This is a genomic window from Pseudomonas sp. PDM02 (assembly GCF_014852285.1).
Lineage (GTDB): Bacteria > Pseudomonadota > Gammaproteobacteria > Pseudomonadales > Pseudomonadaceae > Aquipseudomonas > Aquipseudomonas migulae.
Window position 1 is genome coordinate 114,013 of the sequence record NZ_JACVBL010000005.1, and the last position, 24,235, is coordinate 138,247.

Sequence of the window (24,235 nt, forward strand, 5' to 3'; positions counted from 1 at the left end):
ATGGTTGTCGAGTGCCTTCGACAACGAATGGCCATGAAGTTGTCATGGTCACATGGATTTTACGAAAAAACTGGAGAAGAGAATGAAAACCTTTATGTCACGTGCTGCGCTGGCTGGCCTGCTGATGGGTGTTTCGGTGCTGGCCAGTGCGGCTACGCCGGCACCCAAGGGTGCTGAAGTGTCCATCGTTTCTCCTGAAGACGGTGCGACGGTCCCGCAGACTGTCGTCGTGAAGTTCGCTGTCGAGAACGTTGCGCTGGCCCCGGCGGGTGATCCCACCAAGAACACTGGCCATCACCACTTGTTGATTGATGTCGATGAGTTGCCAGCCGCCGGTGCGCCGATCCCCAAAGATGCCAACCACCAGCATTTCGGCAACGCGCAGACTCAGGCTGAAGTAACGCTGACGCCCGGCAAGCACACCTTGCAACTCGAACTTGGCGATAGCAACCACATGCCGTTCGATCCGCCGATCCTCTCCGAGAAAATCACCGTCAACGTTAAGTAACGTTAGTCGCGCCCAAAAAAAAGGAGACCCGGAGGTCTCCTTTTTTGTCGCTCAAGTCGCTATCAGAACAACACGCGGCTACGGATGGTGCCGTTGACGTGTTGCAGCTTCTGTTGCGCCAGGTCCGAGTACTCGGCGTCTACGTCGATCACCACGTAGCCGACTTTCTCGTTGGTCTGCAGGAACTGACCGGAGATGTTGATGCCGTTTTCGGCGAAGACCTTGTTGATCTCGCTCATCACACCCGGAATGTTCTCGTGGATGTGCAGCAGACGGTGCTTGCCAGGGTGAGCCGGCAGGGCCACTTCCGGGAAGTTCACGGACGATACCGACGTACCGTTGTCGCTGTACTTGACCAGTTTCTCGGCCACTTCCAGACCGATGTTGGCTTGCGCTTCAGCGGTGGAACCGCCGATGTGCGGGGTCAGGATCACGTTGTCCAGGCCACGCAGCGGGCTTTCGAACTCTTCGTCGTTGGAGCGTGGCTCCACCGGGAATACGTCGATGGCCGCGCCGATCAGGTGCTTGTCCTTGATCGCGTCCGCCAGGGCTTGCAGTTCGACTACGGTGCCGCGAGCGGCGTTGATCAGGATGCCGCCCTTCTTGATGGCGCGGATTTCCTGCTCGCCGATCATCCACTGGGTCGCAGCGGTTTCCGGAACGTGCAGGGTCACGATATCGGACATGCCCAGCAGCTCGTGCAGGTTGCCGACCTGGGTCGCGTTACCCAGAGGCAGCTTGGTCACGGTGTCGTAGAAGTAAACCTGCATGCCCAGGCCTTCAGCCAGGACCGACAGTTGCGTACCGATCGAGCCATAACCGACGATGCCGAGCTTCTTGCCGCGGATTTCGAAGGAGTTGGCCGCGCTTTTGATCCAGCCGCCACGGTGGCAGGAAGCGTTCTTCTCAGGGATGCCGCGCAGCAACAGGATCGCTTCGGCCAGCACCAGCTCGGCAACGGAGCGAGTGTTGGAGTACGGAGCGTTGAACACTGCGATGCCGCGTTCGCGGGCAGCGTTCAGGTCAACCTGGTTGGTGCCGATGCAGAAACAACCTACAGCGACGAGCTTCTTCGCGTGATCGAAGATCTCTTCGGTCAGTTGAGTGCGGGAGCGAATGCCGATGAAGTGAGCATCAGCGATCTTTTCCTTCAGCTGGGCTTCCGGCAGAGAACCCGTGAGGTACTCGATGCTGGTGTAGCCCGCCGACTTGAGAACGTCGACAGCCGATTGGTGGACGCCTTCGAGAAGAAGGAACTTGATCTTGCTCTTATCGAGAGAAGTCTTGCTCATCTGCGTAAACCTGTATCCCGGAGAAAAATGGCAGGAAATGGTCAACAGACGCTGACCCCGACGGCACGACAGCCGTCGCCGCAGAACAGCCGTTGGGCACTATCCTGCGGGGTCGGTATGCTAGCATAAGCGCCCCGCAAACACTCATTCCTGCGACGTGAAGCGTTCTCAGGATGACCATGAATTGTTCGAGAGTTCTGTCGATGACCAATCCTGCCCTGATTGATGAACTGAAGACCCTGGTCGAGCCTGGCAAGGTACTGACCGATGCCGACTCCCTGAACGCTTATGGCAAGGATTGGACCAAGCATTTCGCCCCGGCCCCGACCGCCATCGTGTTCCCGAAGACCACCGAGCAGGTCCAGGCCATCGTTTTGTGGGCCAATAAACACAAGGTGGCGCTGGTGCCGTCCGGCGGGCGCACCGGGCTTTCTGCCGCTGCGGTGGCCGCCAATGGCGAAGTGGTCGTGTCCTTCGACTATATGAACCAGATCCTCGACGTGAACCTCACCGACCGCACCGCCGTGTGCCAGCCGGGCGTCGTGACCGAGCATTTGCAGAACGTCGCTGAGGAAAAAGGCCTGTACTACCCGGTGGACTTCGCTTCCGCAGGATCGAGCCAGATTGGCGGCAATATCGGCACCAATGCCGGCGGGATCAAGGTGATTCGCTACGGCATGACCCGCAACTGGGTTGCCGGCATGAAAGTGGTCACCGGCAAGGGTGACGTGCTGGAACTGAACCGCGACCTGATCAAGAACGCCACCGGCTACGACATGCGTCAGCTGTTCATCGGCGCTGAAGGCACCCTCGGGTTTGTGGTCGAAGCGACCATGCGTCTGGACCGGGCGCCGAAAAACCTCACCGCGATGGTGCTTGGCACTGCCGATTTCGACTCGATCATGCCGGTATTGCACGCGTTCCAGAGCAAACTTGACCTGACCGCGTTCGAATTCTTCTCCGACAAAGCCCTGGCCAAGGTCATGGGGCGCGGTGACGTGCCGGCGCCGTTTGAAACCGACTGCCCGTTCTACGCGCTGCTGGAATTCGAAGCGACCACTGAAGAAGTGGCCAACCATGCGCTGGAAACCTTCGAGCATTGCGTGGAGCAGGGCTGGGTGCTGGATGGCGTGATGAGCCAGAGCGAAACCCAGCTGCAAAACCTTTGGAAACTGCGCGAATACATTTCCGAAACCATCTCCCACTGGACGCCGTACAAGAACGACATTTCGGTCACTGTGTCGAAAGTCCCGGCGTTCCTGAAGGAAATCGATGCGATCGTCGGCGAACACTACCCGGACTTCGAAATCGTCTGGTTCGGCCACATCGGCGACGGCAACCTGCACTTGAACATCCTCAAGCCGGATGACCTGAGCAAGGACGAGTTTTTCGCCAAGTGCGCGACCGTGAACAAGTGGGTGTTCGAAACCGTCGAGAAGTACAACGGCTCGATTTCCGCCGAACACGGCGTGGGCATGACCAAGCGTGACTACTTGACCTACAGCCGCTCCCCGGTTGAGATCGAGTACATGAAAGCGGTCAAGGCGGTGTTCGATCCGAACGGCATCATGAACCCGGGCAAGATTTTCGCTGTTTGATTTTCGAACTTAAGCGCTACGAACCAGGAGTCGGTCAATGAGCTATCAGCACCAGTATGTCGACGGTACACGCATCCACTTCCCATTGGGCAAAGTGGTTTGCATCGGCCGCAACTATGCCGAACACGCCAAGGAACTGGACAACCCGGTGCCAACGGAGCCCCTGCTGTTTATCAAGCCAGGCAGCTGTGTCGTGCCGCTGGAAGGCGGTTTCAGCATTCCGACCGAGCGCGGTTCAGTGCACTACGAGGCCGAAATCGCGGTGTTGATCGGCAAGCCTTTGTCGACCAAACCAAGCCGTGAAGAAGTCCTTGATGCTATTTCCGGTTTTGCTCCAGCGCTGGACCTGACCCTGCGTGACAAGCAGGCAGAGCTGAAGTCCAAAGGCCTGCCGTGGGAAATCGCCAAGTCCTTCGACGGTGCGGCAGTGATTGCCCCGTTCGTATCCGGCAGCACATTTGCCGACCTGACCGACATCGGCATCCGCCTGACCATCAACGGCGAAGTGCGCCAGGATGGCAACAGCAGCGCGATGCTCAACCCGATCGTGCCAATGATCCAGCACATGGCCGGCTGCTTTTCGCTGCAGGCTGGCGACGTGATCCTGACTGGCACGCCGGTCGGTGTCGGCCCGCTGAATGTGGGTGACGAAATCGTTCTGGAACTGCCAGGCGCAAGCAGCTTCACCAGCAGCGTCCGCTGACACACCGCAAAACCTTGTAGGAGCCGGCTTGCTGGCGATAGCGGTGTAACATTCGATAGAGATGTTGAATGTTAGGCCGCCATCGCCAGCAAGCCGGCTCCTACAGGGGATTGTGTTCCGATCTGAAGAAAGCGGCGCTCATGCAGGGCAATCCCGCCATTTCCCGTTTTTTTCACATCTTGTCTGGATAATTCCCGGGCTTCTGGCGTCTGAGCCGGTCCCAATTGTGCTATTACCCTTAGCCTGAATTTCTGGAACGCATCCCCTGATGGCCATCCAATCGCTGCCCACGCTTAAAACTGCCCGTCGCCCGCGCTTTTTCATGCGTTGGTATGCCTGGCTTTTGCTGGTCGCGGCCGCCGCGTATGGCCTCGCCTTTGCCATGCATTGGGATGACCGCGGTGTGCTCTGGGTGCTGGAGCGTTTCGAAAGCCCGGCTGAACGCCAGGAAAGTATCTGGCTCCCGGATTACCGGGCGGTGATCGATGCCAAGTTGCTGCCAGGGATGGAAAAGGACGAAGCGTCCGACCTGGCCTACAACCCGCAAACCAAAACCCTGTTCTCGGTGATGGGCAAAAACCCGTTTCTGGTCGAGCTGGACCTGCAGGGTGAAGTGCTGCGCAAAATGCCACTGGTGGGCTGGAGCAACCCGGAAGGCGTGACGGTCATGGGCAACGGTCTGCTGGCCATTGTCGATGAGCGTGAGCATTTGCTGAGCATCGTCAAGGTCGACGCCGATACCCGCGAGCTGAACATCGCCAACTTCCCCAAGTACGACCTCGGTCCGTCGAAAGACCAGAACAAAGCGTTCGAAGCGGTCGTCTGGGATGCGCACAATCAACACATGCTGCTGGGTGAGGAGCGTCCACCAGCGCTGTTCACCTGGAAAAGCGCCGACGGCCTGACACTCACCGGCGACAAGCAGAAGCTGGCCAGTGACGCGCTGGACATCCGCAACCTGTCGGCCTTGGCCATCGACCCGCGTACTGGCCATACGCTGGTGTTGTCCGCCGATTCCCACTTGCTGCTGGAGCTGGACGAGAAGGGCGAGCAGGTCAGTTTCATGACCTTGCTGGGTGGTTTCAATGGCCTGAAGAAGACCATTCCCCGCGCCGAAGGCGTGACCATGGACGAGGCGGGCACGCTGTATATGGTGAGCGAGCCGAACCTGTTCTACCGATTCGAAAAGCAGCGCTGATTCGCGACCTTGATCTGCGAATGTGTAGGAAACACGACGCTCAGTTGTAGGGCCAACCCAACGGCCTTTAAGCTTCAATTCAGACTGCCGTGGTATTTCATCCGCCCGTCCTGATTCCGAGCTTGCCTGAATGCGCCGACTTGCCCGCCCCAAACCCCTGATCCTGATTCTCTCGGTGATCGCGCTGACCGTGCTGGTTGCGTTCGGCCAACACCTGCGTCTGTTTGAGCGGGCCTGGTTCAATCTGCATACGCTTTGGCAGGCAGAAAGCGCCCAGTCGATCGGACTGGATCACTATCAGGTTGTCATTGAGGGCCGGGTCATCGAAGGCCTGGACGACGATGTGTCAGCGCTGACCTTCGATCCGGTCCGCAAAAGCCTGTTCACCGTCACCAATAAAAACTCCGAGCTGATCGAGCTGTCGCTGGAAGGCCAGATCCTTCAGCGCATCGCGCTGGTCGGCTTCGGTGATCCGGAAGCGGTGGAATTCATCAGCGCCGACACTTACGTCATCACCGACGAGCGTCAGCAGCGGCTGATCAAGATTCATCTGGAGAAGGACACGACGTTCCTCGACGCGGCGGATGCCGAGCAGATAACCCTCGGCGTGCACATGAGCAGCAACAAGGGTTTTGAAGGCCTGGCCTACGATTCGGTGGGTAAGCGGCTGTTTGTCGCCAAGGAGCGCGACCCGATGCTGATCTATGAAGTGCAGGGCTTTCCGCATTACAACCCGGAAAAATCCTATGCGGTGCACGTGGTCAACAACCCCAAGCGCGATGCCGGGATGTTTGTGCGAGACCTGTCGAGCCTGCAATACGACGAGCGCAGCGGTCACCTGTTGGCGCTGTCCGACGAGTCGCGACTGATTCTGGAACTGGATGTGGACGGGCGTCCGCTGAGCACCATGTCACTGAACAAGGGGCGTCAGGGGTTGCAGAAGACGGTGCCGCAAGCGGAAGGGATCGCCATGGATGACGACGGCACGATGTACCTGGTGAGCGAGCCGAACCTGTTCTACGTCTTCAAGAAACCAGTGCAACCCTAACTAACACCCCGGAACCAATGTGGGAGCGAGCCTGCTCGCGATGAGGTCGTGTCAGTCGATAGAGATGTTGACTGAAAGACCGCTATCGCGAGCAGGCTCGCTCCCACAGGTTTATCGGCGTGTCTGATTATTGGGCGCGCAGGGTTTTGACGCCTTCGCTGGTGCCCAGCAACAGCAGATCCGCAGGACGCGCCGCGAACAAACCGTTGGTCACCACGCCGACGATCGCATTGATCTGCGTCTCCAGCTCGACCGGGTTGGTGATCTGCATGTTGAACACATCCAGAATGATGTTGCCGTTGTCAGTCAACACGCCTTCACGGTAAACCGGGTCGCCGCCCAGCTTCACCAGTTCGCGGGCCACGTGGCTGCGGGCCATCGGGATCACTTCGACCGGCAGCGGGAACGCGCCGAGCACCGGCACCAGTTTGCTGCCATCGGCGATGCAGATGAAGGTCTTGGCCACGGCCGCAACGATCTTCTCGCGGGTCAGGGCTGCGCCGCCGCCCTTGATCAGGTTCAGGTGTTCGTCGCTTTCGTCGGCGCCGTCGACGTAGAACTCCAGGTCGCTGACGGTATTCAGCTCATACACTGGAATACCGTGGCCCTTGAGGCGTGCGGCGGTGGCTTCGGAACTGGCGACTGCGCCGTCGAAGGCGCCTTTGTGTTGCGCCAGTGCATCGATGAAGCAGTTGGCGGTGGAGCCGGTGCCGACCCCGACGATGCTCTTGTCGTCGAGTTTCGGGAGGATGAAGTCGACGGCGGCCTGGGCTACTGCCTGTTTGAGTTGATCCTGGGTCATGCGGGCTCCGAAGTGCCGAAGAGGGGGAACGAAAGCCCGGCATTATAGGCCCCGAGACGGGGAAGGTCATTGCCCGATTGGCAGACCGCCACCTATCTCTGTAGGAGCGAGGCTTGCCCGCGAAGAGGCCGGCACATCCAAAATAAATGTTGGCTGTAAAAGCGCTTTCGCGGGCAAGCCTCGCTCCTACAGGATCATGATCCCTTCCGGGGAGGGTAAAACCACCTGTTTAGTGTGGTCGCACGCCCGAAAGCCGGGTTAGACTCCTTGGCCCTGCCCAACCCGCTCAGTGATGCTTTCCGATGCTCGAACAGTACGTCAAAAAGATCCTCACCTCGCGCGTTTATGACGTTGCCGTAGAAACCCCATTGCAGACTGCCCGCCAGCTCTCCGAGCGGCTGGGCAACAGTATTTTGCTCAAGCGTGAAGACTTGCAGCCGGTGTTCTCGTTCAAGATTCGCGGGGCCTACAACAAGCTCACGCAGTTGAGCGATGAAGAGCGCGCGCGCGGCGTCGTGACGGCTTCGGCCGGTAATCACGCGCAGGGCCTGGCCCTGGCGGCGAAAGTGCTCGGCGTGAAAGCCACCATCGTCATGCCCAAGACCACCCCGGAAATCAAAGTCGAAGGCGTGCGTTCCCGTGGTGGCAAAGTGGTGCTGCACGGGGATTCGTTCCCGGAAGCCCTGGCTTACTCGCTGAAACTGGTCGACGAAAAAGGCTACGTCTACATTCACCCGTACGATGATCCCCACACCATTGCCGGGCAGGGCACGGTGGCCATGGAGATTCTGCGCCAGCACCCTGGGCGTCTGGATGCGATCTTCGTTCCGGTGGGCGGCGGCGGTCTGATCGCCGGTATCGCGGCGTACGTGAAATACCTGCGCCCGGAAATCAAGATCATCGGCGTCGAGCCGGACGACTCCAATTGCCTGCAAGCCGCCATGGCCGCCGGCGAGCGCGTGGTGCTGCCGACCGTGGGCCTTTTCGCTGACGGCGTCGCGGTCGCTCAGATTGGTCAGTACACGTTCGACATCTGCAAAGACTATGTCGATGAAGTGATCACGGTCAGCACCGACGAGATCTGCGCGGCGATCAAGGATATCTACGACGATACCCGCTCGATCACTGAACCTGCCGGCGCCCTGGGCGTGGCCGGGATCAAGAAATACGTCGAGCAGCACGCTGTCACCGGGCACACCTTTGTGGCCATCGATTCCGGCGCCAACGTCAACTTTGATCGCCTGCGCCACGTCGCCGAACGCGCCGAGCTGGGCGAGGGCCGCGAAGCCATCATCGCCGTGACCATCCCCGAGAAGCCGGGCAGCTTCAAGGCGTTCTGCGAAGCCATCGGCAAGCGCCAGATCACCGAATTCAACTACCGCTACAACACCGGCAGCGAAGCGCACATCTTCGTTGGCGTGCAGACGCACCCGGAAAACGATCCGCGCAGTGCGCTGCTTGCCAGTCTGACCGAGCAGGGTTTTCCGGTGCTGGACCTGACCGACAACGAACTGGCCAAGTTGCACATCCGGCACATGGTCGGTGGCCGCGCGGCCCAGGTGGTGGATGAAGTGGTGCTGCGCTTCGAATTTCCGGAGCGACCGGGCGCGCTGTTCAACTTCCTCAGCAAGCTCGGCGGGCGCTGGAACATCTCGATGTTCCACTACCGCAACCACGGCGCGGCGGACGGTCGTGTGGTCGCAGGGCTGCAAGTGCCTCACGAAGAGCGTCATCTGGTGCCGGCGGCGCTGGAAGAAATCGGCTACCCGTACTGGGACGAAAGCGACAATCCGGCCTATCAGCTGTTTCTTGGCTGAGCGGCTACGCTGATGGGCAGGTCATAAGGAAGTCGAACAATGGAAACGTTAACCGCCCTGAAAGTGGCGCACATGGTGGCGACGGTTGTGCTGCTGGTCTGTGCGTTGGGCCTGGGGATCTGGGTCTGGCGAACTCGGCGTAATGGCGACGCGACGGCGGGCAGCCGAACCTTGCAGAGGCCTCGGGTGTTCATCTGGCTGTTGATGGGGCTGGCACTGCTGAGCATGCCGTTTACCGGCTGGTGGATGGTGCATCTGGTGGGCTGGCCGTTGGGGCAGACGTGGTTGCTGGCGTCGAGTGTGCTTTACACCGTTGCGGCGTGGGCGTGGTTCTGGTTGTTGGTGCGACTTAACAAGTTGCGCAAGGCGCCGGCGGGGAACGGCAAGTTTACCTTCGCCCTGGCGTTGTTCAGCTTCGTCTGCTTTATCGCCATTGCCGGGTTGATGGGTGCCAAGCCTGTTTAACGCGTGACACCGAGTTGACCCCTTCGCGGGCGAGCCTCGCTCCTACGGGATTTGCGTCATTTTCATAATTGACGCATGCCTGTAGGAGCGAGGCTTGCCCGCGAAGGCGATTTCAGTCACGCAACGAAATCACCGGCCAGCCACGTTTCTCGGCCTCGGCACGCAAATTCGGGTCCGGATCAACCGCCACCGGATTCGCCACCTGTTCCAGCAACGGAAAATCATTCATCGAGTCGCTGTAGAAGTAACTGTCTTCCAGCGAATGCCCGCTTTCTTCCAGCCAACGATTAAGCCGCGTCACCTTGCCTTCGCGGAAGCACGGCACGTCGGTGCTGCGCCCGGTGTAGCGGCCATCGACCATCTCGCACTCGGTGGCGATCAGGGTTTCAACGCCCAGGCGCTCGGCAATCGGACCTGTGACGAAGCGGTTGGTCGCCGTGATGATCACCAGTTTGTCGCCGGCATCGCGGTGCTTCTTCAGCAACTCAAGTCCCTTGGGCAGCACGATCGGTTCGATGCAGTCGCGCATGTAATCGCTGTGCCACTGGTCCAGCGTGGCCATTTCGGTGCGGCCGAGCACTTCCAGGCAAAAGTTCAGGTAGGCGGCGTTATCCAGCTTGCCGGCCAGGTAATCCTGATAGAACTCGTCGTTGCGTGTCTTGTAGGCGACGGCGTCGAGGAAGCCGCGTTCGCACAGGTAATCACCCCAGGCGTGGTCACTGTCGCCGCCCAAAAGGGTGTTGTCCAAGTCGAATAAAGCCAGGCGCATTGCAGTTACTCGCTGAAAAGTCTGTAGAAAGGCGCCCAGAATACGGACTTTTCACAAGAGTGCACATAAGGTTGGCCGGCTCGTTGCTGCCTTCACAACCTTTGTGGAACAATGCGGCGACATGCGTTTGCGAGGTTGTTGCCGTGATCGACCCCGATGGTTTCCGCCCCAATGTCGGGATCATTCTCACGAATGATGCCGGACAGGTGCTATGGGCTCGCCGTATCAATCAAGATGCCTGGCAGTTTCCACAGGGTGGTATCAACCCCCAGGAGACGCCGGAAGACGCCTTGTACCGCGAGTTGAACGAAGAAGTGGGTCTGGAGCGTGAAGATGTTGAAATTCTCGCCTGCACCCGGGGCTGGTTGCGCTATCGTTTGCCGCAACGTCTGGTCCGTACCCACAGCCAACCGCTGTGCATCGGCCAGAAACAGAAATGGTTTCTCCTGCGCCTGATCTCCAACGAGCAGCGGGTGCGGATGGATTTGACCGGTAAACCGGAATTCGATGGCTGGCGCTGGGTCAGTTATTGGTATCCGTTGGGCCAGGTGGTGACATTCAAGCGCGAGGTGTATCGACGCGCTCTCAAAGAGCTTGCCCCGCGCCTTTTAGCGCGCGACTGACGACGGAGTTCGACCCCGAGCCATGCTCAATACGCTGCGCAAGATCGTCCAGGAAGTTAACTCCGCCAAGGATCTCAAGGCGGCGTTGGGGATTATTGTGTTGCGCGTCAAAGAGGCCATGGGCAGCCAGGTCTGCTCGGTCTACCTGCTTGACCCCGAGACCAACCGCTTCGTGCTGATGGCGACCGAGGGCTTGAACAAGCGCTCGATCGGCAAAGTCAGCATGGCACCCAACGAAGGTCTGGTCGGCCTGGTCGGCACGCGTGAAGAACCCCTGAACCTCGAAAACGCCGCGGATCACCCGCGCTACCGCTACTTCGCCGAGACCGGTGAAGAGCGCTACGCCTCATTCCTCGGGGCACCGATCATCCACCACCGCCGCGTTGTCGGCGTGTTGGTCATTCAGCAGAAAGAACGCCGCCAGTTCGATGAAGGTGAAGAAGCCTTCCTCGTGACCATGAGCGCGCAACTTGCCGGGGTTATCGCCCACGCCGAGGCCACCGGTTCGATCCGAGGCCTGGGCCGTCAGGGCAAAGGCATCCAGGAAGCCAAGTTCATCGGCGTGCCGGGTTCGCCGGGCGCGGCGGTCGGTACGGCGGTGGTCATGCTGCCACCGGCCGATCTGGACGTGGTGCCGGACAAGACCATCAGCGACATCGACGCCGAACTGGCGTTGTTCAAGACCGCCATCGAAGGCGTGCGCGCCGACATGCGTGCGTTGTCGGCCAAACTGGCCTCGCAGTTGCGCCCCGAAGAGCGCGCCCTGTTCGACGTCTACCTGATGATGCTCGCCGACGAGGCGCTCGGCAGCGAAGTGACCACGGTGATCAAGACCGGTCAGTGGGCCCAGGGCGCGCTGCGCCAGGTGGTCACTGAGCACGTCAACCGTTTCGAATTGATGGACGATGCCTACCTGCGTGAGCGCGCATCGGACGTCAAGGACCTTGGTCGCCGTCTGCTCGCCTACTTGCAGGAAGAGCGTCAGCAGAACCTGGTCTACCCGGAAAAAACCATTCTGGTCAGCGAAGAACTGACGCCGGCGATGCTCGGCGAGGTGCCGGAAGGCACGCTGGTCGGTCTGGTTTCGGTCCTCGGTTCAGGTAACTCTCACGTCGCGATCCTCGCCCGGGCGATGGGCATCCCGACGGTGATGGGCCTGGTCGACCTGCCTTATGCCAAGGTCGACGGCATCGAATTGATCGTCGACGGCAACCGCGGCGAGGTCTACACCAACCCCAGCGATGTGCTGCGCAAGCAGTTCGCCGAGGTGGTGGAAGAAGAGAAACAACTGGCGCTCGGTCTCGATTCCCTGCGCGACCTGCCGTGCGTGACCCTCGACGGTCACCGCATGCCGCTGTGGGTCAACACCGGCCTGCTGGCGGACGTGGCGCGGGCGCAAAAGCGCGGCGCCGAAGGTGTCGGTCTGTACCGCACCGAAGTGCCGTTCATGATCAACCAGCGCTTCCCGAGCGAAAAGGAACAACTGGCGATCTATCGCGAACAGCTCGCCGCGTTCCACCCGCAACCGGTGACCATGCGCAGCCTGGACATCGGCGGCGACAAGTCGCTGTCGTACTTCCCGATCAAGGAAGACAACCCGTTCCTCGGCTGGCGCGGCATTCGCGTCACCCTCGACCACCCGGAAATCTTCCTGGTGCAGACCCGCGCCATGCTCAAGGCCAGCGAAGGCTTGAACAACCTGCGGATTCTGCTGCCAATGATCTCCGGCACCCATGAACTGGAAGAAGCCTTGCACCTGATTCACCGGGCGTGGGGCGAAGTCCGCGACGAAGGCACCGACGTACCGATGCCGCCGATTGGCGTGATGATCGAGATTCCGGCGGCTGTTTATCAGACCAAGGAACTGGCGCGGCAAGTGGACTTCCTGTCGGTCGGTTCCAACGACCTGACCCAGTACCTGCTGGCCGTTGACCGCAACAACCCGCGAGTGGCCGACCTCTACGACTACCTGCACCCGGCGGTGCTTCAGGCGTTGCAGACCGTGGTGCGTGACGCCCATGCCGAAGGCAAGCCGGTGAGCATCTGCGGCGAGATGGCGGGTGATCCGGCGGCGGCGGTGCTGCTGATGGCGATGGGCTTCGACAGTTTGTCGATGAACGCCACCAACCTGCCGAAGGTGAAGTGGATGCTGCGTCAGATCAACCTGAGCAAGGCCAAGGAATTGCTCGCAGAGCTGATGACCATCGACAACCCGCAAGTCATCCACAGCTCGCTGCAACTGGCGCTGAAGAACCTTGGGTTGGCGAAGATGGTCAGTCCGGCAGCGGTCAAAGCTCTCTAAAGGCTGCTGGCCTCTTCGCGGGCAAGCCTCGCTCCTACATGGAACGCGTAAATCCTGTAGGAGCGAGGCTTGCCCGCGAAGGCGTCCCCTAGTACGCCGAAAATCTAAACCCTGACCTCAACTTCCCCCAAATGCCCGCCATACGGCCCGAAACTCCGTTCGACCATCAGCCGCGTCCCATCCGCCTGCACAATCAACGCCGTACTCGCCCGCGTCCCATAACTCTGGCTGGCAATAAACACACTCGACAACAACGACTCGGTCGCCAGACCCACCCCGGTATCCGGCAGCTCTGCAAAAGGCGCTGTCTGCGAATCACTGAGCAACGCCAATAACGCCTCAGGCTGCGGATCCTCCAGAACAGCCTCCAGCGCCGCTCGCGCCTTGAGCAACTTCGGCCACGGCGTATCCAGGCCAGCATTCGATAACCCATATACCCCGGCCGGCAGCAGCACGGCTTCAGACTCCCGGGCATTGAAGTGCCACAGTTCATTGGCATTGCCGATCAGCAGGTTAAAACCGGCATATTCGAGCGAACGTCCGACAACGTCGTCCAAATAATCATCTATCGGCATGTCGCCGCTGAGAAATCGCGCAACCAGTTCACCTCGGGATTTTCGAGCGGCCGGTTGATGGGGATCGCGAATATTGGTCAGCGCCGCAAAGCGCCCGTTGGCGCCGACACCGAGCCAGGTGCCGCCGGCTTCCAGATCGCGACCGGCGTAGACGTGCGGTGTTTCGGGCCATTGCGCCAGGGGCAGGCTGGGCCGGGCATAGAATTCGTCGCGGTTGGCGGCGACGATCAGCGGTTGGGCGTGGCCCGGGCGCCAGGCAAAGACAATCAGGCACATAAGGTGGTCCTTGTGTGTTTTTGCCCACTCTACGCAGTCATTGTGCGGGTATCCATCGCCATCCAGTGGAGCCGAAGGCCATGCATCCGTTACCATGCCGCTCTTCTTTGGGGGTCGTACATGGAATTTCTGCTCTATCTGGCGCTCGGCGCCTGTGCAGGCGTGCTGGCCGGCCTGTTTGGCGTCGGCGGCGGAATTATCATCGTGCCGGTGCTGGTGTTCAGTTTCACCTTGCAGGGTTTCGACGCCTCGATCCTGACGCATCTGGCGGTCGGCACATCCCTGGCTACGATCATCTTTACCTCGGTCAATGCTGTGCGCGAGCATCATCGCCGCGGCGCCGTGCGTTGGCCGATTTTTGCCTGGATGACCGTCGGCATCCTGCTCGGCGCCGGGTTCGGCGCGCTGACAGCCGAAGCGATCTCCGGGCCAAACCTGCAGAAAATCATCGGCGTATTTGCCCTGGTCATCGCCGTGCAGTTGATGCTGGACGTCAAACCCAAGGCCAGCCGAACGGTGCCGGGTAAAGTCGGCCTGACCGTGGCCGGCAGTGTGATTGGCTGGGCGTCGGCGATTTTCGGGATTGGCGGCGGTTCGCTGACCGTGCCGTTCCTGACCTGGCGCAGCGTGCCGATGCAGCAAGCGGTGGCCACGTCCTCGGCGTGCGGTCTGCCCATCGCGCTGGCCAGTGCATTAAGTTTCATGATTCTGGGCTGGCACGATCCGTTGCTGCCGGCACATAGTCTCGGTTTTATTTATTTGCCGGCGCTGCTGGGGATCGCCCTGACCAGCATGGTCTTCGCCCGCCTCGGTGCGCGATTGGCCCACAGCCTGTCGCCGAAGTTGCTGAAAAGACTGTTCGCCGCTTTGCTGTTCTGCGTGGGTTTGAATTTTCTGATCTGACGCACCGCACAATCCTGGCTTAATCCTGAGGTGGCAGCGTCGCCCGGGAATTTTGAAGCTTTCAACTCTAACGAGGAGTCGCAATGCTGCCTTACCCGCAGATCGACCCGGTGGCCCTGGCCATCGGTCCGCTGAAAATCCACTGGTACGGCTTGATGTACCTGATCGGCATCGGCGGTGCGTGGCTGCTGGCGTCGCGCCGGCTCAACCGTTTCGACCCGACCTGGACCAAGGAGAAGCTCTCCGACATGGTCTTCTGGATGTCGATGGGCGTTATCGTCGGCGGTCGCCTGGGCTATGTGCTGTTCTACGATCTGCACGCTTACCTGGCCAACCCGACGCTGATTTTCGAAGTGTGGAAGGGTGGCATGTCGTTCCACGGCGGCTTCATCGGCGTGATGCTGGCGGCGTTGTGGTTCGGTAAAAAGAACAACAAGTCGTTCTTCCAGCTGATGGACTTCGTCGCGCCGATGGTGCCGATCGGCCTGGGCGCCGGGCGTATCGGCAACTTCATCAACGCCGAATTGTGGGGCAAGGCGACCGACGTGCCGTGGGCGATGATCTTCCCGCCGTTCAGCGATCCGGCGCAGTTGCCGCGTCACCCGTCGCAGCTGTATCAGTTCGCGCTGGAAGGCGTAGCGCTGTTCCTGATCCTGTGGCTGTTCTCGCGCAAGCCACGGCCGACCATGGCGGTGTCCGGGATGTTCGCGCTGTTCTATGGCATCTTCCGTTTCATCGTCGAATTCGTCCGCGTACCGGACGCGCAACTGGGCTATCTGGCCTGGAACTGGCTGACCATGGGCCAGGTGCTCTGCGTGCCGATGATCGTCGGCGGACTGTTCCTGATCTGGCTGGCGTATCACCGCGCCCCGGCGACTCCAGCGGCAGCCGTATAAATTCGAACCCCGGGGCTTTGGTCCCGGGTTCAAGGACACAGGTAACTCATGAAGCAATATCTCGAACTGGTCGCCCACGTCATCAAGAACGGCACCAAACAGGCCAACCGCACCGGCGTGAACACCATCAGCTTTCCGGGCGCGATGCTGCGTTACGACCTGCAAGAAGGTTTCCCGGCGATCACCACGCGCAAGATGGCCTTCAAATCGGCCATCGGCGAGATGTGCGGTTTTCTGCGTGGGGTGAACAACGCCGCCGAATTCCGTGCGCTGGGCTGCAAGGTCTGGGACCAGAACGCCAACGAAAACGCGCAATGGCTGGCCAACCCGTTCCGCCAGGGCGAAGACGACCTCGGCGAGATCTACGGCGTGCAATGGCGCAAATGGCCGGCGTACAAGCAGATCCCGGTCAGCAATCAGGCCGCCATCGAGCAGACCCTGAAGCAAGGCTACCGCCAGATCGCTGAAGGCGAAGAAGACGGTCAGGCCTACGTGGTGCTGTACAAGGCGATCGACCAGATCCGCCAGTGCGTCGACACCATCATCAAGGACCCGGGCAGCCGCCGCATCCTGTTCCACGGCTGGAACGTCGCGCAGCTTGATGAAATGGCCCTGCCGCCGTGCCACCTGCTGTACCAGTTTCACCCGAATGTCGAGACCAAGGAAATTTCCCTGACCCTCTACATCCGCTCCAACGACCTGGGCCTGGGCACGCCGTTCAACCTCACCGAAGGCGCCGCGCTGCTGAGCCTGATCGGTCGACTGACCGGTTACACGCCGCGCTGGTTCACCTATTTCATCGGTGACGCGCACGTTTACGAAAACCATCTGGACATGCTGAACGAACAGCTCAAGCGCGAGCCGTTCCCGATGCCGAAACTGGTGATCAGTGATCGTGTTCCGGAATTTGCCAAGACGGGCGTGTATCAGCCGGAGTGGCTGGAGTTGATCGAGCCGGGTGATTTCTCGCTTGAGGGTTATCAGCACCATGCGCCGATGACCGCGCCGATGGCTGTCTGAGACGGGCACCGCTTCGCGGTGTTCGCGGGCAAGCCTCGCTCCTACAGGTCAGTGTAAATCTGTAGGAGCGAGGCTTGCCCGCGAAGAGGCCCTCAATGCCCATGACTGCGGCCCACATGCGAATGCTCAACCTCCGTCGCCACAACCCCGCCGCTCACTTCCAACCGCTGCAAAATCCCGCATTGATCGATATCCGGCCCTTCGCCACAGCGTTGGCGCAGGTCGAGCAGTTGTGCCTGTAACGCCAGCAACCCGTCGATCCGCGCTTTCACGTGATGAATGTGCTCGTCGATCAGCGCATTCACGCTTTCACACTGATCTTGCGGACTGTCGCGCAAGGCCAGCAGGCTGCGGATTTCCTCGAGCGTCATGTCGAGGGTACGGCAGTTGCGGATGAAGGTCAGGCGCTCGGCGTGGGCCTGGGTGTAGACGCGGTAGTTGCCGTCGCTGCGGGCCGGTTCCGGCAGCAGGTTTTCGCGCTCGTAGTAGCGAATGGTTTCCACGGCGCAGTCCGTGAGCCTGGCCAGTTCTCCGATCTTCATGACGGCAATCTCCAAAAGGGTGCTTGACCCTATAGTGGCTACAGGGTCTTTACTTGGCAACAGGCACCTTATGGACGCGACCTGATGAGCGATTCCCGACACGATCACACACACGAGGCTGGTCACAGCCACAAACTGCAGCCTGTACAGAAACATGACCATGGCGGTCAGGGGGATTCCTGCTGTTCTTCCAAAGCAGCGGCGCCGTCGCTGATCAAGCTCAGCGAAACGTCCACCGCCAACGCGCGGCTGAGCAGTTTCCGCATCGACGCGATGGACTGCCCGACCGAGCAGACGCTGATCCAGAACAAACTGGGCAAGCTCGCCGGTGTGCAGCAGCTGGAGTTCAACCTGATCAACCGCGTGTTGGGCGTCACTCATGACTTGCCGAGCACCGCGCCGATCATCGACGCGATCAAGTCGCTGGGCATGGTTGCCGAGCCGTTGGAGCAGGGCGTCGAAGCACCCGCCCCGGCACCTGAGAAAAAACCGTGGTGGCCACTGGCGCTGTCCGGCGTGACCGCGCTCGCCGTCGAAGTGATCCACTTCACCGACGCAGCGCCCAACTGGGTCGTGGCGGTTATCGCGCTGGTCTCGATCCTCAGCGGCGGCCTCGGCACCTACAAGAAGGGCTGGATCGCCCTGAAAAACCTCAACCTCAACATCAACGCACTGATGAGCATCGCGGTGACCGGCGCGATCCTGATCGGGCAGTGGCCGGAAGCGGCGATGGTGATGTTCCTGTTCACCGTGGCCGAGTTGATCGAGGCCAAGTCCCTGGACCGTGCGCGCAACGCCATCAGCGGTTTGATGCAGATGACCCCGGAGCAGGCCACGGTATTGCAGGCCGACGGCAGCTGGGTTTTGCAGGACGTCAAAACCATCGAGCTGGGCGCGCGGGTGCGGGTGCGCCCCGGCGAGCGGATTGGCCTGGACGGTGAAGTGGTGGCGGGCAGTTCGACCATCGATCAGGCACCGATCACGGGTGAAAGCCTGCCGGTCGAGAAGACGCTTGGCGACAAGGTTTTCGCCGGGACCATCAATCAGGCGGGTTCTCTGGAGTATTCCGTCACCGCCGCCGCCAACAATTCGACCCTGGCGCGGATCATCCACGCCGTCGAACAGGCCCAAGGCGCACGGGCACCGACTCAGCGTTTCGTTGACCAGTTTTCAAAAATCTACACTCCGGCGGTGTTCGCCCTGGCTCTGGCCGTCGCGGTAATTCCGCCGCTGTTCATGGGCGCGGTCTGGTTCGACTGGATCTATCGCGCGTTGGTATTGCTGGTGGTCGCGTGCCCGTGTGCGCTGGTGATCTCGACGCCGGTGACCATCGTCAGCGGCCTCGCGGCGGCGGCGCGCAAAGGGATTCTGGTCAAGGGCGGCGTTTATCTGGAGGGCGGTTACAAGCTCGATTATCTGGCGCTGGATAAAACCGGCACGATCACCCACGGCAAACCGGTGCAGACCGATTACCTGTCGCTTGACCCAACCGCTGATGCCTCGGCCCCGGGAATTGCGGCGGCATTGGCCGGGCGCTCGGACCACCCGGTGTCGCTGGCCATCGCCAACGCAGCTGTGGATAAAACCTTTGCACCGCTCGTTGTGGATAACTTCGAAGCCCTGGCCGGTCGCGGGGTGCGCGGTGAAATCAACGGTCAGGTCTACCACTTGGGCAACCACCGTTTGGTCGAAGAGCTGAACCTGTGTTCACCCGCCCTGGAAGAAAAGCTTTTTGCACTGGAAAAACAGGGCAAGTCGGTGGTGCTGCTGCTCGACAAATCCGGCCCGCTGGCGCTGTTCGCCGTGGCCGATACGGTCAAGGAATCCAGCCGCGAAGCGATCCAGCAACTGCACGACCTGGGCATCAAAACTCTGATGCTCACTGGCGACAACGTCCACACCGCGCAGGCGATTGCCGCACAGGTCGGCATCGACGAAGCCAAGGGCGATCTGCTACCGACCGATAAACTGCAAGCCATCGAAGCCCTTTATGCACAGGGCCATAGCGTCGGCATGGTCGGTGATGGCATCAACGATGCCCCGGCACTGGCCCGGGCCGAGATCGGTTTTGCGATGGCCGCCGCCGGCACCGATACCGCCATCGAAACCGCCGATGTCGCCCTGATGGACGACGATCTGCGCAAAATCCCCACGTTCATCCGCCTGTCTCGGCAGACGTCGAGCATCCTCAAACAGAACATCGCCCTCGCTTTGGTCATCAAGGCTATCTTTCTTGGGGTAACCTTCGCCGGGATCGCCACCATGTGGATGGCGGTGTTCGCTGACATGGGCGTGAGCCTGTTGGTGGTGTTCAACGGTTTGCGCCTGTTGCGCAAGTAAGTGATGAGGAGCGGGTGTGCTGAGTGCCGAGCTGAAGGCGTTTTACATGGTGGCCCGTCTGGGCAGCATTACCCTGGCGGCGAAAAAGCTCGGCCTGAGCCAGCCCACCGTGACCACGCAAATCCGCAATCTGGAAAGCCAGTACTCGGTTGAACTGTTCTACCGTGGCGGTCGTCGTCTCAGCGTCAGTGATGAAGGTGCGCGGCTGCTGCCGATGGTCAAGACGCTGTTGCAGCAGGAAGCCGACATCGAGTTTTTCCTGCGTAACAGCGGCCAGGTCCAGGGCACTTTGCGCATCGCCGCCACGGCGCCGTATTACATCCTCGATCTGGTGAAGACCTTCCGCGAGCGCTTGCCGCAGGTGGAAGTGTCGGTGGAGATCGGCAACTCGCAGCAGGTGCTGGAGGCGTTGGAGGATTACCGGGTGGATGTCGCCGCGTCCTCGCAACTGCTCGACGATGCGCGACTGATTCGGCGAGTGCTCGGCAGCGATCCGCTGGTGTTGGCGGTGCATCGCAATCATCCGTTGGCGGTGCACGATCATGTGCCGCTCAGCGCGTTGGCCGGGCATACGTTGTTGATGCGTGAGTCAGGCTCGACCACTCGGCGTCTGACCGAAGAATTGCTGGCCAGCGCCGGGGTGAGTTTCGGGCCGTTGCTGGAGATCGGCAGCCGTGAATCGATCCGCGAAGCGGTGCTGCGCAACATTGGGATCAGCATCATTGCCCGGCAGGAAGTGCCGCACGATCCGCAATTGCGCGTGCTGACCATCGAGAATGCGCCACAGATTCCCGAGTATTTGTACTGCCTCAAGGAACGCAAAGGCGCGCGGTTGCCGGCGGCGTTCCTGGGGTTGGCGCAGGAAATGGCTGGTTGTTGAGAACAACCTTGTTGCTAACTTACGGTGCGACGTTTCGATCAACTACGGTTAGCTGAAAATCACCGGCTTCATAGTCGCCATTGTTGTCGGTAAAAGCAGCAGGCGCGCCGGGAATACCGTAGTTGCGGATGGAGCGCCTTCCGCCGGCAAGTATAATAATATCCAGTTGGTCGGTAATTAAATCATCTAATGTGATGTTGTCTCGGCCCCTTCCAAAAAGAGTAACAGCATAGCCTGTCGCATCAGTGCCGGAATAGGCCGACCAGGCTCGATTAGGGCCTTCCATGCTCAGTAAATGGTTTGTGTAGCGGCCAGGGCCGCGTGTGCGGATCAGATAACGATCACCATCTTTTTGAAAATAAAGTAGTTCGGGTTCTACATTGTCAGCTGTTGTTATGTGTTCAGGAATTCGTTCAAGTTGTTTTCTGTATTCTTCACGTTTCGTTGGGGTTGTTTCTTTATTCAGAATTAATTGAGTCAATCTGTTGTAGTTGGTAGTAATGGGTTTGCCGTCGAAGGTTAATGTTCCGGTAAATGAATGAAGTTGCTCGTTTGGACTCATGATGTATCTCGATAAATAGTGTGGTTGGTTGAGGTTGGTTTGAAGTGTATTTGTAGTAATTGAAATTTTGTAGTGATGAAATGCTCGGTATCGTTAGTTTTTATTTCGGTTGAAAGTTGATTGGCTAACGGCTCGCAGAGTGCTGATTGTTTTTATAGTAAGTTTTGTTCGAGTTGAAAAAGCCGTTCTGGCCTTATTTCAGAGGGCAGCTCCAAAATTTACGAATACCACTATCAGCCGTTTTGGCCTCACTGCCACATGACGGACGCATTACATCCCTAGGATGGCCTTCATCTGCTTGATGAGGCCCGTCCATGAACCACTCGATCGCAACTGCCCTGACCAACCCCGGCGCCCCGATGAAGGTGCGCGGCGTGCAGAAACGCTTCGGCGCTTTCACTGCGCTGGATAACGTTTCCCTCGACGTGGCGGCCGGTGAACTGGTGTGCCTGTTGGGGCCGTCGGGCTGTGGCAAGACCACCTTGCTGCGTTGCATCGCCGGTCTGGAGAAACAGGACAGCGGCGAGTTGTACCTCGGTGATCGCGACGTCTCGCACCTGGCACCTCAGGCGCGGGACTACGGCATTCTGTTCCAGTCCTACGCGTTGTTCCCCAATCTCACCGTCGAAGCGAACATTGCCTACGGCCTCGCCGGCAGCGGTCGCGATGAAGTGCGCAAGCGCGTCGGTCAGATGCTGGAACTGGTCGGCCTGACTGGCAGTGAGAAAAAGTACCCCGGCCAATTGTCCGGCGGTCAGCAGCAACGTGTTGCACTGGCCCGCGCCCTGGCGCCGGCGCCTTCGTTGTTGTTGCTGGACGAGCCGATGTCCGCCCTCGATGCCCGGGTCCGCGAGCACCTGTGCACCGAGCTGCGCCAACTGCAGCGCAGCCTCGGCATCACCACGCTGATGGTCACCCACAATCAGGACGAGGCCATGCTGATGGCCGACCGCATCGCCGTGATGAACAACGGCAAGGTCGAGCAGTACGCCACGCCGCAGGAAATCTACGACCGCCCGGCCACGCCGTTCGTGGCGGAGTTTGTCGGCCAGGGCAACTGGCTGCCCTTCCAGCGCAGCAGCGACAGTCATGCCCAGGTCGGCGGGATGAACATGCGCCTGGCGGATGGCAGCGCGAAAACCGCGTCGGGTCGTTTGTTCTGCCGGCCCGAGGCGATCAACGTCAACCCGCTGGTGCATGAAGAAAACCTGTTCCCGGCCAAGGTTCGCGAAATCACCTTCCTCGGCAACCGCTGCCGCATGAGCTTCGAACTCGATCAACTGCCGGGTCACGCACTGCTGGCAGAACTGGCACCAGAAGCCATGCCGCGCCTCGGCGCGCAGCAGATCATGGTCGCCTTGCCGCCGCGCAGCCTGCAGGTGTTTGCCTGATGAGCACGAACATCGCGCTGCCGATACCGCACAAGCAGGTTCGGCAGACCTCCCGTGCCGAGATCGGCGACCGGGTGTTCGTGGTCGGCGGCAAAGTTCTTTTGCTGGTGTTGCTCGGCGTCGCAGTGTTGATGCCGTTGCTGGCGATCTTCTGGCGTGGCTTCAGTTCGGAGGCCGGGCAGGGCGGTGGTCTGGTGGCTGCGCGTGAACTGGTCACCAGTGCGAATTTCCACTGGTTGCTCGGCAATAGCCTGAAAGTGTCCCTCAGCGTCGCGGCGATTGTCGTACCGCTGGCCTACCTGTTTGCCTACGCGCTGCAACGCACCCTTATTCCGGGCAAAGCTATCTGGCGCGGGATGTCGCTGTTGCCACTGATGGCGCCGTCGATGCTGCCGGGCATTGCGCTGGTTTATCTGTTCGGTAACCAAGGCATGTTGCGCGGTTTGCTCTCGGACAATATCTACGGCTTCTGGGGCATTGTTCTGGGCGAGGTCATCTACACCTTCCCACACGCCTTGATGATTCTGCTGTCGGCGCTGTCCCTGGCGGATGCGCGACTCTTCGATGCCGCCTCCAGCATGGGCGCCAGTCCGGCGAAAGCCTTCCGCAGCATCACTTGGCCGGCAACCCGTCAGGCGGTGTTCGCCGCGTTCTGCCTCGTTTTCACCCTGACCATCACTGACTTCGGCGTGCCCGTGGTGGTCGGTGGCGACTATCAGGTGCTGGCGCTGGAAGCCTACAAAGCCGTGGTCGGTCAGCAACAGTTCGGTCGCGGTGCATTGATCGGCATGGTCCTGCTGCTGCCGGCGCTGTTCAGCTTCGGTGTCGATGCGTGGTTACGTCGGCGTCACGGCGATTCCATGAGCGGTCGGGCGCAGGTCTTTCAACCGGCACCGTCGAAACTGCGCGACGGCTGCTACCTGGCCATCGTGTTGCTGATCTGCGCGGTGTTGCTGCTGGTGTTCGGCATGGCGGTGTTCTCGTCGCTGGTGAAATTCTGGCCGTACAACCTGTCGCTGTCGCTTAACCATTACCAGTTCAACGACACGGCGGGCGGCGGTTGGCTGGCCTACGGCAACAGCGTGAAGATGGCCCTGTGCACGGCGTTGATCGGCAGCGTGCTGATCTTCACCGGCGCCTACCTGATGGAAAAAACCAAGGGCCAGCGCGGACTGAACCTGACATTGCGCATGCTCAGTTTCGTACCGATGGCGGTGCCGGGTCTGGTGCTGGGCCTGGGTTATGTCTTCTTCTTCAACCTCAGCGACAACCCGCTGCATGTGCTCTACGGGACCATGACCCTGCTGGTGGTCTGCACCATTGCTCACTATCTGACCACCGCGCAAATGACCGCGACCACGGCGCTGCGCCAACTCGACGCCGAGTTCGAAGCCGCCGCGCTGTCGCTCAAGGCGCCGCTGTACCGGCATTACCTGCGGGTCACCGTGCCGATCTGCCTGCCGGCGCTGCTGGACATCGTGCGCTACCTGTTCGTCTCGGCCATGACCACCGTTTCGGCGGCGATCTTCCTCTACAGCCCCGACACCATCCTCGCAGCGGTGGCGGTACTGAACATGGACGACGCCGGCAACGTCGGCGGCGCGGCGGCGATGTCGACCCTGATTCTGTTCACCTCGGCGGGCGTGTCCCTGCTGCTGGCCTGGGCCTCGCGCGGTTTGCTGCGCCGCTCCCAAGCCTGGCGGCAGACCGCGCCCGGTCACTGAT

Annotated in this window: 22 protein-coding genes; 16 read left to right on the forward strand and 6 right to left on the reverse strand. The window is 60.3% G+C overall.

Going from position 1 to position 24,235, the window contains the following annotated elements; genetic code table 11:
- The first annotated feature begins 82 nt into the window (after positions 1-82).
- Positions 83-508 carry a DUF4399 domain-containing protein gene (locus tag IB245_RS10620; RefSeq protein WP_192227520.1) on the forward strand — a complete coding sequence of 142 codons (426 nt, stop codon included), beginning with the start codon at positions 83-85 and terminating at the stop codon, positions 506-508.
- A 62-nt stretch (positions 509-570) separates the two neighbouring features.
- On the opposite strand, the gene serA is transcribed toward IB245_RS10620, so the two are convergent.
- Positions 571-1,800, reverse strand: a complete 1,230-nt coding sequence (gene serA / locus IB245_RS10625; RefSeq protein ID WP_008040764.1) for a phosphoglycerate dehydrogenase — start codon at positions 1,798-1,800, stop codon at positions 571-573.
- A 203-nt stretch (positions 1,801-2,003) separates the two neighbouring features.
- On the opposite strand from serA, the gene IB245_RS10630 reads away from it, so the two are divergent.
- From IB245_RS10630 to IB245_RS10645, 4 genes are all read left to right on the forward strand, one after another.
- The gene (locus IB245_RS10630; protein ID WP_032828611.1) at positions 2,004-3,398 is read left to right on the forward strand and encodes an FAD-binding oxidoreductase; all 1,395 of its coding nucleotides are present in this window, start codon (positions 2,004-2,006) and stop codon (positions 3,396-3,398) included.
- A 37-nt stretch (positions 3,399-3,435) separates the two neighbouring features.
- Positions 3,436-4,101 carry a fumarylacetoacetate hydrolase family protein gene (locus IB245_RS10635; RefSeq protein WP_008026071.1) on the forward strand — a complete coding sequence of 222 codons (666 nt, stop codon included), beginning with the start codon at positions 3,436-3,438 and terminating at the stop codon, positions 4,099-4,101.
- 268 nt (positions 4,102-4,369) lie between these two features.
- Entirely contained in the window at positions 4,370-5,299 is a 930-nt protein-coding gene (locus IB245_RS10640; protein WP_192227521.1) for an SdiA-regulated domain-containing protein, read from the forward strand.
- Positions 5,300-5,429: 130 nt separating this feature from the next.
- Positions 5,430-6,347, forward strand: a complete 918-nt coding sequence (locus tag IB245_RS10645; protein ID WP_192227522.1) for an SdiA-regulated domain-containing protein — start codon at positions 5,430-5,432, stop codon at positions 6,345-6,347.
- Positions 6,348-6,474: 127 nt separating this feature from the next.
- On the opposite strand, the gene rpiA is transcribed toward IB245_RS10645, so the two are convergent.
- A complete protein-coding gene (gene rpiA / locus IB245_RS10650) occupies positions 6,475-7,149 on the reverse strand; it encodes a ribose-5-phosphate isomerase RpiA (RefSeq protein WP_008026076.1) in 675 nt (224 codons plus the stop codon).
- 302 nt (positions 7,150-7,451) lie between these two features.
- On the opposite strand from rpiA, the gene ilvA reads away from it, so the two are divergent.
- Both ilvA and IB245_RS10660 read left to right on the forward strand, forming a co-directional pair.
- A complete protein-coding gene (ilvA, locus tag IB245_RS10655; protein WP_008026079.1) occupies positions 7,452-8,966 on the forward strand; it encodes a threonine ammonia-lyase, biosynthetic in 1,515 nt (504 codons plus the stop codon).
- A 39-nt stretch (positions 8,967-9,005) separates the two neighbouring features.
- The gene (locus IB245_RS10660; RefSeq protein WP_192227523.1) at positions 9,006-9,431 is read left to right on the forward strand and encodes a DUF2269 domain-containing protein; all 426 of its coding nucleotides are present in this window, start codon (positions 9,006-9,008) and stop codon (positions 9,429-9,431) included.
- A 112-nt stretch (positions 9,432-9,543) separates the two neighbouring features.
- On the opposite strand, the gene IB245_RS10665 is transcribed toward IB245_RS10660, so the two are convergent.
- Positions 9,544-10,200 carry an HAD family hydrolase gene (locus tag IB245_RS10665; RefSeq protein ID WP_008026084.1) on the reverse strand — a complete coding sequence of 219 codons (657 nt, stop codon included), beginning with the start codon at positions 10,198-10,200 and terminating at the stop codon, positions 9,544-9,546.
- A gap of 143 nt (positions 10,201-10,343) precedes the next feature.
- Here IB245_RS10665 and IB245_RS10670 point away from each other — a divergent pair, with 143 nt between their 5' ends.
- Together IB245_RS10670 and ptsP are read left to right on the forward strand one after the other, a co-directional pair.
- Positions 10,344-10,823, forward strand: a complete 480-nt coding sequence (locus tag IB245_RS10670) for an RNA pyrophosphohydrolase (RefSeq protein ID WP_007897732.1) — start codon at positions 10,344-10,346, stop codon at positions 10,821-10,823.
- Between the two features lie 22 nt (positions 10,824-10,845).
- The gene (ptsP, locus tag IB245_RS10675; RefSeq protein WP_008026086.1) at positions 10,846-13,125 is read left to right on the forward strand and encodes a phosphoenolpyruvate--protein phosphotransferase; all 2,280 of its coding nucleotides are present in this window, start codon (positions 10,846-10,848) and stop codon (positions 13,123-13,125) included.
- 104 nt (positions 13,126-13,229) lie between these two features.
- Here the strand turns inward: ptsP and IB245_RS10680 are convergent, their stop codons facing one another.
- On the reverse strand, positions 13,230-13,976 hold the full coding sequence (locus IB245_RS10680) for an NRDE family protein (RefSeq protein WP_192227524.1): 747 nt from the start codon (positions 13,974-13,976) through the stop codon (positions 13,230-13,232).
- 120 nt (positions 13,977-14,096) lie between these two features.
- Here IB245_RS10680 and IB245_RS10685 point away from each other — a divergent pair, with 120 nt between their 5' ends.
- The 3 genes from IB245_RS10685 (at position 14,097) to IB245_RS10695 (ending at position 16,795) form a co-directional block, all read left to right on the forward strand.
- Positions 14,097-14,879, forward strand: a complete 783-nt coding sequence (locus IB245_RS10685) for a sulfite exporter TauE/SafE family protein (protein WP_008026089.1) — start codon at positions 14,097-14,099, stop codon at positions 14,877-14,879.
- Between the two features lie 83 nt (positions 14,880-14,962).
- Positions 14,963-15,775 (forward strand): prolipoprotein diacylglyceryl transferase, encoded by an 813-nt coding sequence (lgt, locus tag IB245_RS10690; RefSeq protein WP_008026090.1) that lies wholly within the window; start codon positions 14,963-14,965, stop codon positions 15,773-15,775.
- 48 nt (positions 15,776-15,823) lie between these two features.
- On the forward strand, positions 15,824-16,795 hold the full coding sequence (locus IB245_RS10695; RefSeq protein ID WP_008026091.1) for a thymidylate synthase: 972 nt from the start codon (positions 15,824-15,826) through the stop codon (positions 16,793-16,795).
- A 92-nt stretch (positions 16,796-16,887) separates the two neighbouring features.
- On the opposite strand, the gene cadR is transcribed toward IB245_RS10695, so the two are convergent.
- Complete coding sequence (gene cadR / locus IB245_RS10700) at positions 16,888-17,337, reverse strand: Cd(II)/Pb(II)-responsive transcriptional regulator (protein WP_008040770.1); 450 nt, start codon at positions 17,335-17,337, stop codon at positions 16,888-16,890.
- A gap of 84 nt (positions 17,338-17,421) precedes the next feature.
- Between cadR and IB245_RS10705 the strand changes: the two genes are divergently transcribed.
- Both IB245_RS10705 and IB245_RS10710 read left to right on the forward strand, forming a co-directional pair.
- The gene (locus IB245_RS10705; protein WP_192227525.1) at positions 17,422-19,677 is read left to right on the forward strand and encodes a heavy metal translocating P-type ATPase; all 2,256 of its coding nucleotides are present in this window, start codon (positions 17,422-17,424) and stop codon (positions 19,675-19,677) included.
- Positions 19,678-19,693: 16 nt separating this feature from the next.
- On the forward strand, positions 19,694-20,557 hold the full coding sequence (locus tag IB245_RS10710; protein ID WP_192227526.1) for a LysR family transcriptional regulator: 864 nt from the start codon (positions 19,694-19,696) through the stop codon (positions 20,555-20,557).
- 19 nt (positions 20,558-20,576) lie between these two features.
- Here IB245_RS10710 and IB245_RS10715 read toward each other — a convergent pair whose 3' ends face one another.
- Positions 20,577-21,119: a hypothetical protein gene (locus tag IB245_RS10715; RefSeq protein WP_192227527.1), complete on the reverse strand. Its 543-nt coding sequence runs from the start codon at positions 21,117-21,119 to the stop codon at positions 20,577-20,579.
- A 314-nt stretch (positions 21,120-21,433) separates the two neighbouring features.
- On the opposite strand from IB245_RS10715, the gene IB245_RS10720 reads away from it, so the two are divergent.
- Both IB245_RS10720 and IB245_RS10725 read left to right on the forward strand, forming a co-directional pair.
- Positions 21,434-22,510: a putative 2-aminoethylphosphonate ABC transporter ATP-binding protein gene (locus IB245_RS10720; protein WP_008026095.1), complete on the forward strand. Its 1,077-nt coding sequence runs from the start codon at positions 21,434-21,436 to the stop codon at positions 22,508-22,510.
- Entirely contained in the window at positions 22,510-24,234 is a 1,725-nt protein-coding gene (locus tag IB245_RS10725) for a putative 2-aminoethylphosphonate ABC transporter permease subunit (RefSeq protein ID WP_192227528.1), read from the forward strand. The genes IB245_RS10720 and IB245_RS10725 overlap by 1 nt, the downstream gene beginning before the upstream one ends.
- Position 24,235 lies beyond the last annotated feature (1 nt).

Excerpts from the sequence above, each read along its gene's own strand:
- IB245_RS10620 (WP_192227520.1), top strand. The coding sequence starts at position 83 with ATGAAAACCTTTATGTCACGTGCTGCGCTGGCTGGCCTGCTGATGGGT.
- serA (WP_008040764.1), bottom strand. The coding sequence starts at position 1,800 with ATGAGCAAGACTTCTCTCGATAAGAGCAAGATCAAGTTCCTTCTTCTC.
- IB245_RS10630 (WP_032828611.1), top strand. The coding sequence starts at position 2,004 with ATGACCAATCCTGCCCTGATTGATGAACTGAAGACCCTGGTCGAGCCT.
- IB245_RS10635 (WP_008026071.1), top strand. The coding sequence starts at position 3,436 with ATGAGCTATCAGCACCAGTATGTCGACGGTACACGCATCCACTTCCCA.
- IB245_RS10640 (WP_192227521.1), top strand. The coding sequence starts at position 4,370 with ATGGCCATCCAATCGCTGCCCACGCTTAAAACTGCCCGTCGCCCGCGC.
- IB245_RS10645 (WP_192227522.1), top strand. The coding sequence starts at position 5,430 with ATGCGCCGACTTGCCCGCCCCAAACCCCTGATCCTGATTCTCTCGGTG.
- rpiA (WP_008026076.1), bottom strand. The coding sequence starts at position 7,149 with ATGACCCAGGATCAACTCAAACAGGCAGTAGCCCAGGCCGCCGTCGAC.
- ilvA (WP_008026079.1), top strand. The coding sequence starts at position 7,452 with ATGCTCGAACAGTACGTCAAAAAGATCCTCACCTCGCGCGTTTATGAC.
- IB245_RS10660 (WP_192227523.1), top strand. The coding sequence starts at position 9,006 with ATGGAAACGTTAACCGCCCTGAAAGTGGCGCACATGGTGGCGACGGTT.
- IB245_RS10665 (WP_008026084.1), bottom strand. The coding sequence starts at position 10,200 with ATGCGCCTGGCTTTATTCGACTTGGACAACACCCTTTTGGGCGGCGAC.
- ptsP (WP_008026086.1), top strand. The coding sequence starts at position 10,846 with ATGCTCAATACGCTGCGCAAGATCGTCCAGGAAGTTAACTCCGCCAAG.
- IB245_RS10680 (WP_192227524.1), bottom strand. The coding sequence starts at position 13,976 with ATGTGCCTGATTGTCTTTGCCTGGCGCCCGGGCCACGCCCAACCGCTG.
- IB245_RS10685 (WP_008026089.1), top strand. The coding sequence starts at position 14,097 with ATGGAATTTCTGCTCTATCTGGCGCTCGGCGCCTGTGCAGGCGTGCTG.
- lgt (WP_008026090.1), top strand. The coding sequence starts at position 14,963 with ATGCTGCCTTACCCGCAGATCGACCCGGTGGCCCTGGCCATCGGTCCG.
- IB245_RS10695 (WP_008026091.1), top strand. The coding sequence starts at position 15,824 with ATGAAGCAATATCTCGAACTGGTCGCCCACGTCATCAAGAACGGCACC.
- cadR (WP_008040770.1), bottom strand. The coding sequence starts at position 17,337 with ATGAAGATCGGAGAACTGGCCAGGCTCACGGACTGCGCCGTGGAAACC.
- IB245_RS10705 (WP_192227525.1), top strand. The coding sequence starts at position 17,422 with ATGAGCGATTCCCGACACGATCACACACACGAGGCTGGTCACAGCCAC.
- IB245_RS10715 (WP_192227527.1), bottom strand. The coding sequence starts at position 21,119 with ATGAGTCCAAACGAGCAACTTCATTCATTTACCGGAACATTAACCTTC.
- IB245_RS10720 (WP_008026095.1), top strand. The coding sequence starts at position 21,434 with ATGAACCACTCGATCGCAACTGCCCTGACCAACCCCGGCGCCCCGATG.
- IB245_RS10725 (WP_192227528.1), top strand. The coding sequence starts at position 22,510 with ATGAGCACGAACATCGCGCTGCCGATACCGCACAAGCAGGTTCGGCAG.